The 13,354-nt window shown below is 71.7% G+C and carries 12 protein-coding genes and 1 riboswitch; of the genes, 4 read left to right on the top strand and 8 right to left on the bottom strand.

Features of this window, described 5'->3' with window-relative positions:
- From LCH29_RS17325 to LCH29_RS17340, 4 genes are all read right to left on the bottom strand, one after another.
- Window positions 1-345, bottom strand: coding sequence for a hypothetical protein (locus LCH29_RS17325; RefSeq protein WP_446462620.1), 345 nt, complete (start codon window positions 343-345; stop codon window positions 1-3).
- 144 nt (window positions 346-489) lie between these two features.
- Window positions 490-1,521, bottom strand: a complete 1,032-nt coding sequence (locus LCH29_RS17330) for a ribonucleotide-diphosphate reductase subunit beta (protein WP_446462621.1) — start codon at window positions 1,519-1,521, stop codon at window positions 490-492.
- A gap of 17 nt (window positions 1,522-1,538) precedes the next feature.
- Window positions 1,539-3,962 carry a ribonucleoside-diphosphate reductase subunit alpha gene (locus tag LCH29_RS17335; RefSeq protein WP_446462622.1) on the bottom strand — a complete coding sequence of 808 codons (2,424 nt, stop codon included), beginning with the start codon at window positions 3,960-3,962 and terminating at the stop codon, window positions 1,539-1,541.
- 126 nt (window positions 3,963-4,088) lie between these two features.
- Window positions 4,089-4,211: riboswitch (cobalamin riboswitch) on the bottom strand.
- 114 nt (window positions 4,212-4,325) lie between these two features.
- Window positions 4,326-5,795 carry an FGGY family carbohydrate kinase gene (locus tag LCH29_RS17340; RefSeq protein ID WP_446462623.1) on the bottom strand — a complete coding sequence of 490 codons (1,470 nt, stop codon included), beginning with the start codon at window positions 5,793-5,795 and terminating at the stop codon, window positions 4,326-4,328.
- A 114-nt stretch (window positions 5,796-5,909) separates the two neighbouring features.
- On the opposite strand from LCH29_RS17340, the gene LCH29_RS17345 reads away from it, so the two are divergent.
- From LCH29_RS17345 to LCH29_RS17355, 3 genes are read left to right on the top strand one after another with little or no spacing between them, the layout of a single operon-like run.
- Window positions 5,910-6,560 (top strand): histidine phosphatase family protein, encoded by a 651-nt coding sequence (locus LCH29_RS17345; RefSeq protein WP_446462624.1) that lies wholly within the window; start codon window positions 5,910-5,912, stop codon window positions 6,558-6,560.
- Window positions 6,557-7,336: a DeoR/GlpR family DNA-binding transcription regulator gene (locus LCH29_RS17350; protein WP_123108237.1), complete on the top strand. Its 780-nt coding sequence runs from the start codon at window positions 6,557-6,559 to the stop codon at window positions 7,334-7,336. The genes LCH29_RS17345 and LCH29_RS17350 overlap by 4 nt, the downstream gene beginning before the upstream one ends.
- Window positions 7,337-7,383: 47 nt before the next feature.
- A complete protein-coding gene (locus LCH29_RS17355) occupies window positions 7,384-8,880 on the top strand; it encodes an FGGY-family carbohydrate kinase (RefSeq protein WP_446462625.1) in 1,497 nt (498 codons plus the stop codon).
- Between the two features lie 9 nt (window positions 8,881-8,889).
- Here the strand turns inward: LCH29_RS17355 and LCH29_RS17360 are convergent, their stop codons facing one another.
- Genes LCH29_RS17360 through LCH29_RS17370 form a run of 3 tightly spaced genes read right to left on the bottom strand, consistent with a single transcriptional unit; the run spans window position 8,890 to window position 9,889 of the window.
- The gene (locus tag LCH29_RS17360) at window positions 8,890-9,390 is read right to left on the bottom strand and encodes a GNAT family N-acetyltransferase (protein WP_446462626.1); all 501 of its coding nucleotides are present in this window, start codon (window positions 9,388-9,390) and stop codon (window positions 8,890-8,892) included.
- 37 nt (window positions 9,391-9,427) lie between these two features.
- Window positions 9,428-9,586 carry a DUF7196 family protein gene (locus tag LCH29_RS17365; RefSeq protein WP_167542491.1) on the bottom strand — a complete coding sequence of 53 codons (159 nt, stop codon included), beginning with the start codon at window positions 9,584-9,586 and terminating at the stop codon, window positions 9,428-9,430.
- Window positions 9,587-9,601: 15 nt separating this feature from the next.
- Entirely contained in the window at window positions 9,602-9,889 is a 288-nt protein-coding gene (locus LCH29_RS17370; RefSeq protein ID WP_009715168.1) for a hypothetical protein, read from the bottom strand.
- 401 nt (window positions 9,890-10,290) lie between these two features.
- Between LCH29_RS17370 and LCH29_RS17375 the strand changes: the two genes are divergently transcribed.
- Entirely contained in the window at window positions 10,291-11,184 is an 894-nt protein-coding gene (locus LCH29_RS17375) for an IPT/TIG domain-containing protein (RefSeq protein ID WP_446462627.1), read from the top strand.
- Window positions 11,185-11,246: 62 nt separating this feature from the next.
- Here the strand turns inward: LCH29_RS17375 and phsA are convergent, their stop codons facing one another.
- Window positions 11,247-13,097, bottom strand: a complete 1,851-nt coding sequence (phsA, locus tag LCH29_RS17380; RefSeq protein ID WP_446462628.1) for an O-aminophenol oxidase PhsA — start codon at window positions 13,095-13,097, stop codon at window positions 11,247-11,249.
- Between the last annotated feature and the right edge of the window lie 257 nt (window positions 13,098-13,354).

The following is a 13,354-nucleotide window of genomic DNA, read 5'->3' on the forward strand; positions in this document are numbered from 1 at the left end:
TCACCTGTCTTCCGGCGCGACGTACTGACCCAGTTCCAGGAGGGCGTTCATGAGGCCTTCCGCGACGTCTCCGTCGAAGTCGACATAGCTGCTGCCGGTTTCCCGAAGGCGAGTGGAGAGTGCGGCGAGCAGCGTCGTCAGGTCCTGGTACTGGTCGTTCGCGAAGCGGGCGAACCGGTCGGCTTTGGCCGCCACGTCAGGATGGGCACGTGGCGCTCGTGCCATGGTGCAGAGGTCGCCGTCAGGACGCCCTTCATAGAGCAGCCCCGCCATCTCGATCAGCAGATTCGAACTGCCGTTGATGGAAGTGTTGTCGATAGAGAAGCCGTCCCCTTTGTGCCCCATGTGCCCCCCTCGGTGATTCAGTGTTATGTGAACCGAGCCAGACCAATGTTCCGTCGGCGACAGGGGATGTCAACGACGACACGGCCGCGCTCCGGAAGGAGTGCGGCCGTGTCGGGAAGCGAGGGGGTATGCCCCCGGAGACGGTCAGAAGTCGTCGTCGAAGGAGACCGAGCCCTCGACCGCGACCTGGTAGGCCGAGGCGCGGCGTTCGAAGAAGTTGGTCAGCTCCTGGACGTCCTGGAGCTCCATGAAGGAGAACGGGTTCTCCGAGCCGAAGACCGCGGGGAAGCCGAGGCGGGCCAGGCGCTGGTCGGCGACGCACTCCAGGTAGGCGCGCATCGATTCGGTGTTCATACCCGGCAGGCCGTCGCCGCAGAGGTCGTGGGCGAACTGGAGCTCCGCCTGGACGGCCTCCTTCAGCATGTCGGTGACCTGGCGCTCCAGCTCGTCGTCGAAGAGGTCGGGCTCCTCCTCGCGAACGGTGTCCACGACGGAGAAGGCGAACTCCATGTGCATGGACTCGTCGCGGAACACCCAGTTGGTGCCGGTCGCGAGGCCGTGGAGGAGGCCGCGCGAGCGGAACCAGTAGACGTAGGCGAAGGCGCCGTAGAAGAAGAGGCCCTCGATGCAGGCCGCGAAGCAGATCAGGTTGAGCAGGAAGCGGCGGCGGTCGGCCTTGGTCTCCAGGCGGTCGATCTTCTCCACCGAGTCCATCCAGCGGAAACAGAATTCCGCCTTCTCCCGGATGGAGGGGATGTTCTCGACCGCCGCGAAGGACGCCGCGCGATCGTCCGGATCGGGCAGGTAGGTGTCCAGCAGGGTCAGATAGAACTGGACGTGCACGGCCTCCTCGAAGAGCTGCCGCGACAGATACAGCCGCGCCTCGGGGGAGTTGATGTGCTTGTAGAGCGTCAGCACCAGGTTGTTGGACACGATCGAGTCGCCGGTCGCGAAGAACGCCACCAGTCGGCTGATCATGTGCTGCTCACCGGGGGACAGCTTGGCGAGGTCGGCGACGTCCGAGTGGAGGTCGACCTCTTCCACGGTCCAGGTGTTCTTGATCGCGTCCCGGTAGCGGTCGTAGAACTGCGGGTACCGCATCGGCCGCAGGGTCAGCTCGAAGCCCGGGTCGAGCAGGTTCTTGGCGTGATCCGTCGCGGTGTTCGCGGTGGTCATCTCGGATGCGGTGGGCATTACTGGCAGGCCTCGCAGGACTCGGGGTTTTCCAGGGAGCAGGCGACCGCGTCGGCCTCGGCGGGCGTCTGCTGGGCGGGGACGGGGGCGGGGACGGTGGCCGTGGCGGCGCCACCGCGGGCGCTCTGGGCGATCCGGGTCGCCGGGCGGGAGCGCAGGTAGTAGGTGGTCTTGATGCCGCGCTTCCAGGCGTACGCGTACATCGAGCTGAGCTTGCCGATGGTCGGCGCCGCCATGAAGAGGTTCAGCGACTGGCTCTGGTCGAGGTACGGGGTGCGGGCCGCCGCCATGTCGATCAGGGCGCGCTGCGGGATCTCCCACGCGGTGCGGTACAGGTCGCGGACGTCCCTGGGCACCCAGGAGAGGTCCTGGACCGAGCCGTTGGCCTCGCGCAGCGCGTCACGGGTCTGGGCGTCCCATATGCCGAGCTTCTTCAGGTCGTTCACCAGGTAGTTGTTGACCTGGAGGAACTCACCGCTGAGGGTTTCGCGCTTGAAGAGGTTGGAGACCTGCGGCTCGATGCACTCGTACACGCCCGCGATGGAGGCGATGGTGGCGGTCGGCGCGATCGCCAGCAGCAGCGAGTTCCGCATGCCGGTCGTCGCCATCCGGGTGCGCAGCGCCTCCCAGCGCTCGGGCCAGGCGGCCTGCGCGCCGGTGTAGTGGTCCGGGTGGAGCACGCCGCGCGCGGTGCGGGTCTCGGCCCAGGCCGGGTGCGGGCCGTGGCGCTCGGCGAGGTCGCAGGACGCCTCGTACGCGGCGAGCATGATGCGCTCGGAGATCCGGGTGGAGAGCGCCTGCGCCTCGGGCGAGTCGAACGGCAGCCGCAGCCGGAAGAAGACGTCCTGGAGGCCCATCAGGCCGAGCCCCACCGGCCGCCAGCGGGAGTTGGAGGCCCCGGCCTCTTCCGTGGGGTAGAAGTTGATGTCCACCACGCGGTCGAGGAAGGTCACGGCGGTGCGGACGGTGCGGTCCAGCCGCTCCCAGTCCATCACCTCTTCCCCGTCGCCGACGTCTTTGCCCAGGTGGGCGGCGAGGTTGACCGAGCCGAGGTTGCAGACGGCCGTCTCGCCGTCGTCGGTGACCTCCAGGATCTCGGTGCACAGGTTGGAGGAGTGGACGACCCGGCCCGCCTCGGCGGTCTGGTTGGCGGTGCGGTTGGCGGCGTCCTTGAACGTCATCCAGCCGTTGCCGGTCTGCGCGAGGGTGCGCATCATCCGGGCGTACAGCTGGCGGGCCGGTACCTGCTTGAGCGCCTTTCCTTCGGCCTCGGCCTTGCGGTACGCGGCCTCGAACTCCTCGCCCCACAGGTCGACCAGCTCGGGCGCGTCCACGGGCGAGAACAGCGACCAGTCGGCGTCCGCCTCGACCCGGCGCATGAACTCGTCGGGGATCCAGTGCGCGATGTTGAGGTTGTGGGTGCGGCGGGCCTCTTCGCCCGTGTTGTCCCGCAGCTCCAGGAACTCCTCGATGTCCGCGTGCCAGGTCTCCAGGTAGACGCAGGCCGCGCCCTTGCGCCGGCCGCCCTGGTTGACGGCCGCCACCGAGGCGTCGAGCGTGCGCAGGAACGGCACGATGCCGTTGGAGTGCCCGTTGGTGCCGCGGATCAGCGAACCGCGGGCGCGGATGCGGGAGTACGACAGACCGATGCCGCCCGCGTGCTTCGACAGCCGTGCCACCTGGTGGTAGCGGTTGTAGATCGAGTCCAGCTCGTCCAGCGGTGAGTCCAGCAGATAGCAGGAGGACATCTGCGGGTGCCGGGTGCCGGAGTTGAACAGCGTGGGGGAGCTGGGCAGGTACGACAGCGTGCTCGTCATCCGGTACAGCTCGGCGACGTCGTCCAGCGCCCGCTCGGTGAGGTCCTCGGCGAGCCCGCAGGCCACCCGCAGCAGGAAGTGCTGCGGGGTCTCGATCACCTGACGGGTGATCGGGTGGCGGAGCAGATAGCGGCTGTGCAGGGTGCGCAGCCCGAAGTAGCCGAAGCGGTCGTCGGCGCCGTCGGCCAGCGCCCGGTCGACCAGCGCGTCCAGCCGGGCGGCGTGGGCGGTCACGAACTCGGCGGTGGAGTCGGCGATCAGGCCCTCGCGGTGGCCCACGGCGACGGACGCGGAGAAGGAGTCCGCGCCCTGCCCGGCCGCCTCCTCGGCGATCGCGCGGGTCAGCAGCCGCGCGGCGAGCTTGGAGTACTCCGGCTCCTCGCCGATGAGTCCGGCCGCCGCCTCGGTCGCCAGGGAGCGCAACTCCGCCTCGTCCGAACCGGGATGGCGGCCGCGCAGGGCGGCGGCCGCGACCTTGCCGGGGTCGGTGGCGGGCAGGTCGGCGGTGAGCCCGGTGAGGGTCCGCAACAAGGCGGTCCCGGGCGCGTCGGCCGCTGCCGGAGTTTCCGCTGCCTCTGAAACCGGGTCGGCGGGCGCGATGGTCACTGAAGTGTTCTCCCTCGCTCGGCTGGGGCCTGCGAAGGCAGTGCGCGATGGCCGCTCACGGGCATGCCGATTCCGCTTCACGGCACACCACGCAGCGTCCATCGGCCCAACCCGCGAGGCCCGGACGTATGCAGACGGCCGTCGGCAGGTCATCGGACTCACGGGTACGCAAAAGCGCACACGTACACCGTTGCGGGACAGTTCCGGATTCGCGCCGGATTCCCCTGCGGCGACAGCGGAGACGAGCATACATCTTGTGTCGTGCTGCGCACGCGCCCCCAGATGTTGTGTCGTCAGCTGGGTGGATTCGTATGGATGTGCTAGTCGCGGCGGGCTTTGGCCGCGCCGGAATCCCAGGGAAAACTAGCTCGCCGGACCGCTCGTCCGCCATTCGTCCAGGGCACGGGCGAGGCGGTCGCGGTAGCCCGCGTAGCCGTCCTCGTACGCGCCGCGAAGCTCGCTCCGCGGCTCGACCGTACGGGACGCGGAGCGCCACCGGGACGCGTCCACGGGGTCGCCGAGCGACCGCCACGCGACCGCGACCGCGCCCCGCGCGCCGACCTCCGGCTCGTCCGGAATGACCACCGGGCGGCCGATGACGTTCGCGAAAATCTCCGTCCAGGCGGCGGACCGCACCCCTCCGCCGCACAGCGCGAGCCGCCCCGAGAGCCCGGCCGCCTCCAGGCAGTGGCGGGCCGCGTAGGCGATGGCCTCGCACACGGCCCGTACGGTGTCGGCGCGGGTGGTGGCGAGGGTGAGGCCGTCCAACCGCCCCTGGGCTGCGGGCTCCACGAACGGGGCGCGCTCCCCGGCGCCGGACAGGAAGGGCAGCGCGGTCACGCCGTTCGCGCCCGGCGGACTGCCGTCGAGCAGGGCGTCGAGTTCGGTGGTGGACGTGCCTGTGAGATCGAGCACCCACTCCAGAGCGGCCGTGCCGACCATCGCGGGCATCGCGCGCAGCCAGCGCTCCGGGTCGGGGGTGCACAGCCACATTCCGGCCGGATCGGCCGAAGCGTCCACCGCCGCGCGGTCGGTGAGCACCTGGCAGGCCAGCGTGGTGCCGACGATGAGCAGTCCGTCGCCCACGTCCCGCACCCCGCTGCCGATGGCGCACGCCGGAAGGTCGTACGGGCCGGAGACCACGGGCAGTCCGGGCGGCAGTCCGGTCAGCCGGGCCCCCTCGTCGTCCAGCGCGAGGACGGTGCCGGGCGCGGCGGGGTCCGGCAGCAGCCGGGCGTGGCCGGACAGACCGCAGCGTTCCAGGGCGTCCGGCACATACGTACGAGTGGTGACGTCGAGGAACGGCAGGGACGCGTCGGAGGCGTCCACGGTGATGGCGCCGGTCAGCCGCTGGGCCACCGCGTCCACGCAGTATCCCGCGACCGCCGCCCGCTCCAGCGACTCCGGCTCGTGCTCGGCCAGCCAGTGCAGCAGCGGCGCGTGGCAGCCCGGGAACAGCCCGGAGCCGGTGAGCGCGTAGAGGGCTTCGAGCGTGCCGTCGGCGCGCCAGCGGGCGATGGTCCCGCCGCCCCGGCCGTCCAGCCAGGAGATCGGCGGGCGCACCGCCCGGCCCGCCTCGTCGCGCAGCCACAGCCCGTCGCCCTGGCCGGTGAGCGCGAGCGCGGCGGGCGGGCCGGGGAGCGCCGCGGCCACCTCGCGCACCACCTCGGCGACCGTGCGCAGCACGTCCTCCAGGTCCTGTTCGACCCGGCCGCCGGGCAGGCGGTCCAGTCGGCTGGGGCGGGCCGCGGAGGCGCGCGCGACCCCGTCGCGGCCGAAGGCCACGGCCTTGGTGACGGAAGTGCCGACATCCACTCCGATGATCATGCGCATGCCCTGCTTCCCTTCGGAACCTCGGCGCTCCATCACATGAGTGATGCTAGATTTAACACCAGAGACGTGATCAGGCAATGGCTCAGGCCATGGTGGACGCAGGGGAGAACCCGGATGACCGCCCGACTGCTGCTCGTACGCCACGGGGAGACCGTGTGGCACGCGGAGAACCGGTACGCCGGAACCTCGGACATCGCGCTGACCGAGCGCGGCCACCGGCAGGCACGGGCCCTCGCCCACTGGGCGCGGGGCCGGGAGATCGACGCGGTGGCCTGCTCCCCGCTGAGCCGGGCGCGGCACACCGCCGAACCGGCCGCCACCGCGCTGTCCCTGGTCCCCGAAGTGGTCGAGGACCTGCGCGAGATGGACTTCGGCTGGGGCGAGGGCCGCACCCTCGCCGAGATGGAGGCGGAGGACCCGGCGGCCGTCCGGGCGTTCCGCGACGACCCCGAGACCGGCGCCTTCCCCGGCTCGGAGCGCCCCGGCGAGGCCGCGGCCCGCGCCGTCGCCGCCCTGCGCCGGCTGGCCGCCGCGCATCCGGACCGCACGGTGCTCGTCGTGGCGCACAACAGCTTGCTGCGGACCGCGCTGTGCACCCTGCTCGGCATCCCCGTCGGCCACTACCGCACGGTCTTCCCCCGGCTGGACAACGCGGCGGTGACCGAGATCGGCGTCGACGGCGACCGCACGGCGCTGCGCTCCCTGAACGTCCCCACCACCGACATTGTGCTCACCGACGGCGCTACGGGAGGAACCCGCCCATGACCACGGTCCGCTCCCAGGACGCCCGCAGACAGACCATCACCGAATACGTCCTCGCGCACTCCACCGCCACCGCGGCGGAGCTGGCCGACCTCACCGGCGTCAGCCTGATGACCGTGCACCGGGACCTGGACGAGCTGGCCCGGCTCGGGGTGCTGCGCAAGTTCCGGGGCGGGGTCTCGGCCCTGCCCTCGTCGGTCTTCGAGTCGAGCCTCGCCTATCGGATGGGCGCCCACCGGGCCGAGAAGGAGGCGGTGGCCGCCACCGCCGCGGAGCTGGTCGAGCCCGGGATGTCGGTGATGCTGGACGACTCCACGACCGTCCTCGCGCTCGCCCCGTTGCTGGTGGAGTCCGCCCCGCTGACCGTGGTGACCAACGCCCGGCGGGTGATCGAGGTCTTCGCCGGGGTGCCCCGGATCCGGCTGATCGGGCTCGGCGGGCAGTACTCGCACACCCATGACTCCTTCCTCGGCGTGCCGTGCGCGGAGGCGATCGCGGCGGTCTCGGTGGACCTGGCGCTGGTCAGCACCTCGGCCATGGACGCGGCGACCACGTACCACCAAGAGCAGGACGTGGTGCTGGTCAAGCGCGCCATGCTCGCCGCCGCGGCCCGTACGGCGCTGCTGATGGACGCGTCCAAGACGCGGCGTACGGCGCTGCACCGGCTGTGCCCGCTGGCCGACTTCGACCATCTGGTGGTGGACGGTGCGGCGGACGCCCGGCTGGTGGGGGAGTGGCGGGAGCGTACGGATGTGAGGATCGCCCCCGGCCCTTCTTAACATCGTCAGTGTTAACTTGACTCCACGTGTGAGGGGCGTGATCGGTGATGTCCGACCGGGCCGAGGTCGTCGCGGGGATCGACATCGCCACGGCGGCCGTGCGGGTGGTGTGCGTCGACGCGCACGGGCGCGTACGGGCACGGGGCACCGCGGAACTCCCGCCCCCGCGCCGGGGCGCGGGCGGCCACAGCGAACAGGACGCCACGGCCTGGTGGCCCGCCGTCGCGGCGGCCCTGCGCCAGGCCACCGCGGCCCTTCCTGCGGGCGGCCGGGAGGTCGTGGCGGTGGCCGTCGCCGCCACCTCCGGCACGATCGTCCTCGCGGACGGCCGGGGCGAACTCCTCGGCCCCGCCCTGATGTACGACGACCGCCGCGCCGCCGGGCTCAACGCCCGCGCCCAGGAGGCGGGCGCGCCGCGCTGGCAGGCCCTCGGCCTGTCGGTCGCCCCGACCGCCGCCCTCGGCCGCATTGCCTGGCTGGCGGGCGCGGAGCGGCATGCGGATGCCCTTGGGCACCGGGCCCAGGGGAACCGGCATGTTGCCCATGAGGCCGCCCGGCATCTGCTCCACACCCCCGACCTCGTCGGGTGGCGGCTCACCGGCGGGCCCGTGGCCACCGACTGGTCGCACGCGCTCAAGAGCGGCTACGACGCGCGCGCCGGGGAGTGGCCGGGCGAGGTGTTCGACGCGCTCGGCGTACCGGCCCGGTGGCTGCCGTCCGTACGGGCACCGGCCACGCCGATCGGCACGGTGTGCGCGGACGCCGCGGCGGAGACAGGGCTGCCCATCGGGTGCGCGGTCCGGCTCGGCATGACCGACGGCTGCGCCGGACAGCTCGCCACCGGGGCCGTGCGGCCCGGGCAGTTCGTGGGCATCCTCGGCACCACGTACGTCCTCAAGGGCGTCACCCGCGACCTGCTCGCCGACCCCTCCGGCGCGCTCTACAGCCACCGCCACCCCGACGGCTGGTGGCTGCCGGGCGGCGCCTCCAGCACCGGTGGCGAGGCCCTCGCGCACGTCCCGTCCGACCACCTGCCCGCGCTCGACCGCGCCGCCGCGGACCGCGGCCCGGCCTCCGTGGTCGCGTATCCGCTGCGCCGGGAGGGCGAGCGCTTCCCGTTCGTCAGCGGCGCCGCCCGGGGCTTCGTCCTCGGCACTCCGGCCGACGACGCCGACCGGCACCGCGCCACGCTGGAGGGCGTGGCCTTCCTGGAGCGCCTCGCGTTGGAGCGGGTGACGGAGCTGGGCGTGGCGGTGGAGGGCCCGCTGTGGGCCGCGGGCGGCGGCAGCCGCAGCCCGCTGTGGACCCGGATCCGCGCCACCGTCCTCGGCCGCCCGCTGCGCGTCGCCGACCATGCCGAAACGGCCTTCGGCGCCGCCCTGCTGGCCGCCTCCGGGACCCTCCACCCGGACCTCATGGCGAGCGCCGCCGCGATGGTCGGCGCCGGCCGGGACGTCGAACCGGACGGGCGCGAGCACGCAGCCCTCGACGCCTCGTACGCCGCGTTCACTGCGGCCCTGCGGGAGCGTGGCTGGCTGCGGTGACGTGAGCGGTCATAGCTCCACGGTGAACGCCCACAGGGCGATCCCCGGGATCGGTTCCCAGTCCCGTTCCGGCGCGCGCCGGAACCCCAGCCGCTCGTAGAGCCGGTGGGCGGTGGTCATCCTGGGGTGGGTGGACAGGACCATGCCCTTGAGTCCCAGCTCCCGCGTCCGGTCCATACAGGCCCGCACCAGCGCCTCGGCCGCCCCGCGCCGCCGCGCCTCGGGCCGCACCGCGAGCATCCGGAACTCGGCCTCGTCCGGACCGGCCAGCTCCGCGTACGGCCCGCCGTGCACGGCGAACGCCAGCGCGCCCAGCACCGCGTCGCTCTCCGCGTCCGCCGCGACCAGCACCTCGGACCCCGCGGCCCGCTTCCGCGCGTCGCGCAGGTCCTCGATGTACGGGTCCTCGGCTCCGAAGTCCAGCAGCCCGTCCCCGATGTACACGGCCGCGGTGAACTCCCCGACCTCGTCCAGTTCCTCGTCCCGCGCGCGCCTGATCGTGACATCCATGTCCGCAGTCTGCCGGACGGCACCGACAACCGGGCCCTCACTGGGTGACGGTGCTGATCACTCCGGTGGAACCGGCGCGCTTGTTGGCCGCCTCGGCTTCCTGGTAGGTGACGTAGCGGCGGACCGTGCCGTCCGGCAGCGTCAGCTGGTAGAGGACAACGGGTTGGGGTGTTCTTCCACCACAGTTGCAGCCCATGGGTGCATTTTCCTTTCAGTCGAGCCACCGCGATGCCACACCGGCGAGATAGGAAAGCGTCAGGGCGGTGGCCGGGATCTGGAACCACGCGGTGGTATCCAGTGAGAAGGCGTATGCGGCGGTGGCTCCGCCCACCCATGTGCTCGTACACCAGCCGCAGTTGACCAGATAGGTGACCGGAGAGTCGTCACCGAAGCGGTCGGCGATCCACATCCGGAAGCCCGCCGCCAGGGTGTCCTTGGTGATGAAGCGGGTGATGCGGCAGGTGGTGCCGAGGGCGAGAAGGAACGCTGCAAGGCTCATCGGATCGTTCCTTACCGGTTCGATCTACCGGTTCGATCGATGTCATGTATTACAAGCGCGACGGGCCCCAACAGGCGATACTCCGTCGGCGAATTCCCCCGAATAGCCGAGCGTTCGTCATATAAATACGCCACTGTGCGAGCTCGCATGCGCCAAACGAGTGATGACTGTTCTGAAGTCTTGAGCGACACGGATGCGCGTGGATAACTGGAAAACGTGGCATCGAGGCCGCCCCATACCTCGTCGGCCATTCAGGAGCCGGGCGTTCGCCCCGTTACTCCCGCCTCATCCGTGCACCGTCCCTGCGCACCGCTCGGCGGCCCACCGGTTTTCCTTTCCTCCGCTGTCGGCCTGCGTGCGCCCAGTGCACCTCATCTCACCCTTCCCCGGGAGGACTGACCATGACCTCGACCGATCTCGTGTCCGCCGCCGCACCCACCGCGGGCTACTGGCCCCCGACCGGCCCGCCGTTGCTCGTGTCCGTGGTGCCCAACTCGGGCCCCACCAGCGGCGGGAACCTCGTCCAGCTGACCGGGACGAACCTGCGCAACGTCATCAGCGTGACCTTCGGCGGCGTCCCCGCCACCATCGTCAGCCAGCCCACCGACTGGGGCGGCGGCTGGGGTGGCGGTTGGGGCGGTGGCTGGGGCGGCGGCTGGCCGGGGTCCACCGACGTCGTCGTGGTGATCGCTCCGCCGCACGTGGCCGGGAGCGTGCAGGTCCTCGTCATCACCACCGCGGGCACCAGCAACAGCCAGCCGTACACCTACGTGGCGCCGCCCCCGCCCACCGCCACCTCCATCACCCCGGCCGTGGGCCCGACCACCGGCGGCACCGTGTTCGTGATCAACGGCACCAACCTGAACACGGTCACCGGCATCACCTTCGCCGGTGTCCCCGGGACCATCGTGGCCGTGAACCCCGCCGGGACCCAGCTGGTCGGCATCACCCCGCCGGGCTCGGCCGGCACCGCGGCTGTGGTCCTCACTGGCCCCGGTGGCGTGGCCACCGTTCCGGGCGGGTTCACCTACTTCGTGGCTCCGCCCCCGCCGGTGCCCACCAACATCGTTCCCAACACCGGACCGGCGGCCGGCGGTACGGCGTTCACCATCAACGGGACCAACCTCGGCGGCGTGCTGGGCGTGCTGTTCAACGGCGTTCCCGCCACCAGCGTGGTCGCCACCGCCACCACGGTCACCGGCGTCACTCCGCCCGGAGTGGCCGGTACCGCGACCGTCACCCTGGTGACGGCCTTCGGAACCGCCACCGTCCTGGGCGGCTTCGTCTACGTGTGACACGTGTGAGCCGTACGGCACCGGCAGCCGGGGCACCCCGGCTGCCGGTGCCGACGTGTGTCCTAGGCGATGCCGTGGTGGCCGCCGCCCGGGCGGTGGTGGTCGAAGACGAGCACCTGGCCCGGGGTGACCAGGAACGGCCGCATCATGGCCATGTCCTCGTGCTCCAGGATGTGGCAGTGATACATGAAGCGGCCCGTCGCCCCGGTGTAGCGGCCGATGACGTTGACCATCTGGCCGCCCGCGACCTGGATGGTGTCCTTCCAGCCCCGCTCGCTCGGCAGCACCTCCAGCTCACCGGAGTACGCGACCGGCGCGCCCTCGCGCGTACCGCCCAGCGCCGGGTCGAAGCCGTCCGCCGCGTACGCCTGACGGCTCATCGCCTGGAAGCTGATCAGATGGATGTGCATCGGATGGGTCGGGCCGCCCAGGTTGAGGAAGCTCCACTGCTCCCAGGAGTCCAGCTCGACGCTGAAGCCCATGGTGTCGTCGAAGGAGCGGGCGATCCGCCGGTACGTGACCGTCTCGCCCTTGTCGTTCCTGACCTGGATCACACCGTCCCCCGGGACCGTCACCTCGGCCGCCGGGACCTCCTGGAGCTCCCAGATCTCCGGGTGGCCGTTGCCGCCGACCGTGCCGGGCGGGGTCAGGGCGATGACCCGGTGCCCGTGCGACGGGGCGTTGGCGTGGGTGAGCCGCTGGAAGGAGGAGAGCACCTTCGGCAGCACGAAACGGTCGCGGACCGGCTCGCGGTCCACCCGGAACCGCATCACCTGCGGATACGGAATCCCCCTCGCCTCGTCGGCCTCGCCCGGACGCTTCCCGGCCGGGGTGTTGACCAGACGCAGGTTGCGCCCGCGCAGCCGGGAGAAGTCGATCAGCAGGTCGAGCCGCTCGGAGGGGGCGATGGACACCGGGGCGTCGAGATCCACCGGGCGGTCCAGCAGCCCGCCGTCGGTCCCGATCTGCTTGACCGCCCCGGTCACCTGCTCACCGGTCTCCTCGTCGATCAGCGCCAGCCGGTAGAAGCGGGCGTTGGAGGCGTTGACCACCCGGAACCGGTACCAGCGCGCCTCGACGTCGAAGTACGGCCAGATCACCCCGTTGACCAGCGTGTACGGCCCGGAGAACGGCGTGGTGACGTTGCGCCCCTCGGGGTCCTCGCCGACGGTCTGCACCTTGTGCAGCAGCCGCCCGGTGAGCCGTCCGTCGGAGTCCGTGTCGAGGTTGCGGTCCATCAGCACCAGCGGCACCTCGTACTCGTCGCGCGGCAGCCGCAGCGCGTCCTCCTCCTCGTCCCGGATGAGGTACATGCCCGCCAGGCCGGTGAACACGTTCCACCGCGTGATGTGCATGGCATGGTCGTGGTACCAGAGCGCCGTCGCGCGGCAGTCGTTCGGGTACTCCGAGAGCTGGGCGTCCCCGGGCGCGACCGCGTTCTGCGCCCACCCGTCGTTTCCGGCGCCGGTCGGGGCACCGTGCAGATGCGTCACCGACCAGGGCGGCAGCTCCGCCACGCCCTTGACCTCCTCGGCACCGACCTCGTCGTGCCCCGGCGCGTTGCCCGCGGGCGGGGTGGTGGCCGGCACCTCGTACGCGGTCACCGGGTACGCGCCGGACAGCCGGTTCGTCCAGGCCACGCGGAGCCGCTGCTTGCGGCGCACCTCGATGGTGGGCCCGGGGAAGTGCCCCTCGTAGGCCCACACCCGGGTCGGCGGCAGCTGCGAGTGCAGCCGCACCCAGGTGGCGCGCAGATCGACGGTGATCCCCCGCAGCGCCTCTGCCTTCCCCGGCCGCAGCCGGGGCGGTACGCGCAGGGCGTCCATGAAGGGCACGAGCCCCGCCGCGGGCGCGGCCGGAGCGGTCTGCTCCTCCGTCTCCTCGGAATCGTTCTGGACAAGCGTGTCGGACATGGCCGAACCCCCGTTGTGTCTCCCCCGTGCCACCGGTGGTCTCCGGCGGCACACTTCTCGTACGTGCAGACGCGCCGGGGGCGCACAACAGTTGCGAGGAAGGTGGCGGAATGCGCCATTCTGCACAGGATTGGCTGGAACAATTCGGTGGAATTGGGGCGTCCGGTGCGTTCCCGGGGCCCGGCGGCCGCCGCCGTCCGGTGCAGTGAGCAAGACGAACGGGCCGCCGCCTCCCGTGAGGGAGACGGCGGCCCGCT

The sequence above is a fragment of the Streptomyces sp. BRA346 genome, assembly GCF_052851135.1.

Bases quoted from the DNA above. Each gene is read 5' to 3' on its own strand.
- LCH29_RS17345 (WP_446462624.1), top strand. From the start codon at position 5,910: ATGACCGCCCGACTGCTGCTCGTACGCCACGGGGAGACCGTGTGGCAC.
- phsA (WP_446462628.1), bottom strand. From the start codon at position 13,097: ATGTCCGACACGCTTGTCCAGAACGATTCCGAGGAGACGGAGGAGCAG.
- LCH29_RS17350 (WP_123108237.1), top strand. From the start codon at position 6,557: ATGACCACGGTCCGCTCCCAGGACGCCCGCAGACAGACCATCACCGAA.
- LCH29_RS17325 (WP_446462620.1), bottom strand. From the start codon at position 345: ATGGGGCACAAAGGGGACGGCTTCTCTATCGACAACACTTCCATCAAC.
- LCH29_RS17355 (WP_446462625.1), top strand. From the start codon at position 7,384: ATGTCCGACCGGGCCGAGGTCGTCGCGGGGATCGACATCGCCACGGCG.
- LCH29_RS17360 (WP_446462626.1), bottom strand. From the start codon at position 9,390: ATGGATGTCACGATCAGGCGCGCGCGGGACGAGGAACTGGACGAGGTC.
- LCH29_RS17330 (WP_446462621.1), bottom strand. From the start codon at position 1,521: ATGACCACCGCGAACACCGCGACGGATCACGCCAAGAACCTGCTCGAC.
- LCH29_RS17375 (WP_446462627.1), top strand. From the start codon at position 10,291: ATGACCTCGACCGATCTCGTGTCCGCCGCCGCACCCACCGCGGGCTAC.
- LCH29_RS17365 (WP_167542491.1), bottom strand. From the start codon at position 9,586: ATGGGCTGCAACTGTGGTGGAAGAACACCCCAACCCGTTGTCCTCTAC.
- LCH29_RS17370 (WP_009715168.1), bottom strand. From the start codon at position 9,889: ATGAGCCTTGCAGCGTTCCTTCTCGCCCTCGGCACCACCTGCCGCATC.
- LCH29_RS17340 (WP_446462623.1), bottom strand. From the start codon at position 5,795: ATGCGCATGATCATCGGAGTGGATGTCGGCACTTCCGTCACCAAGGCC.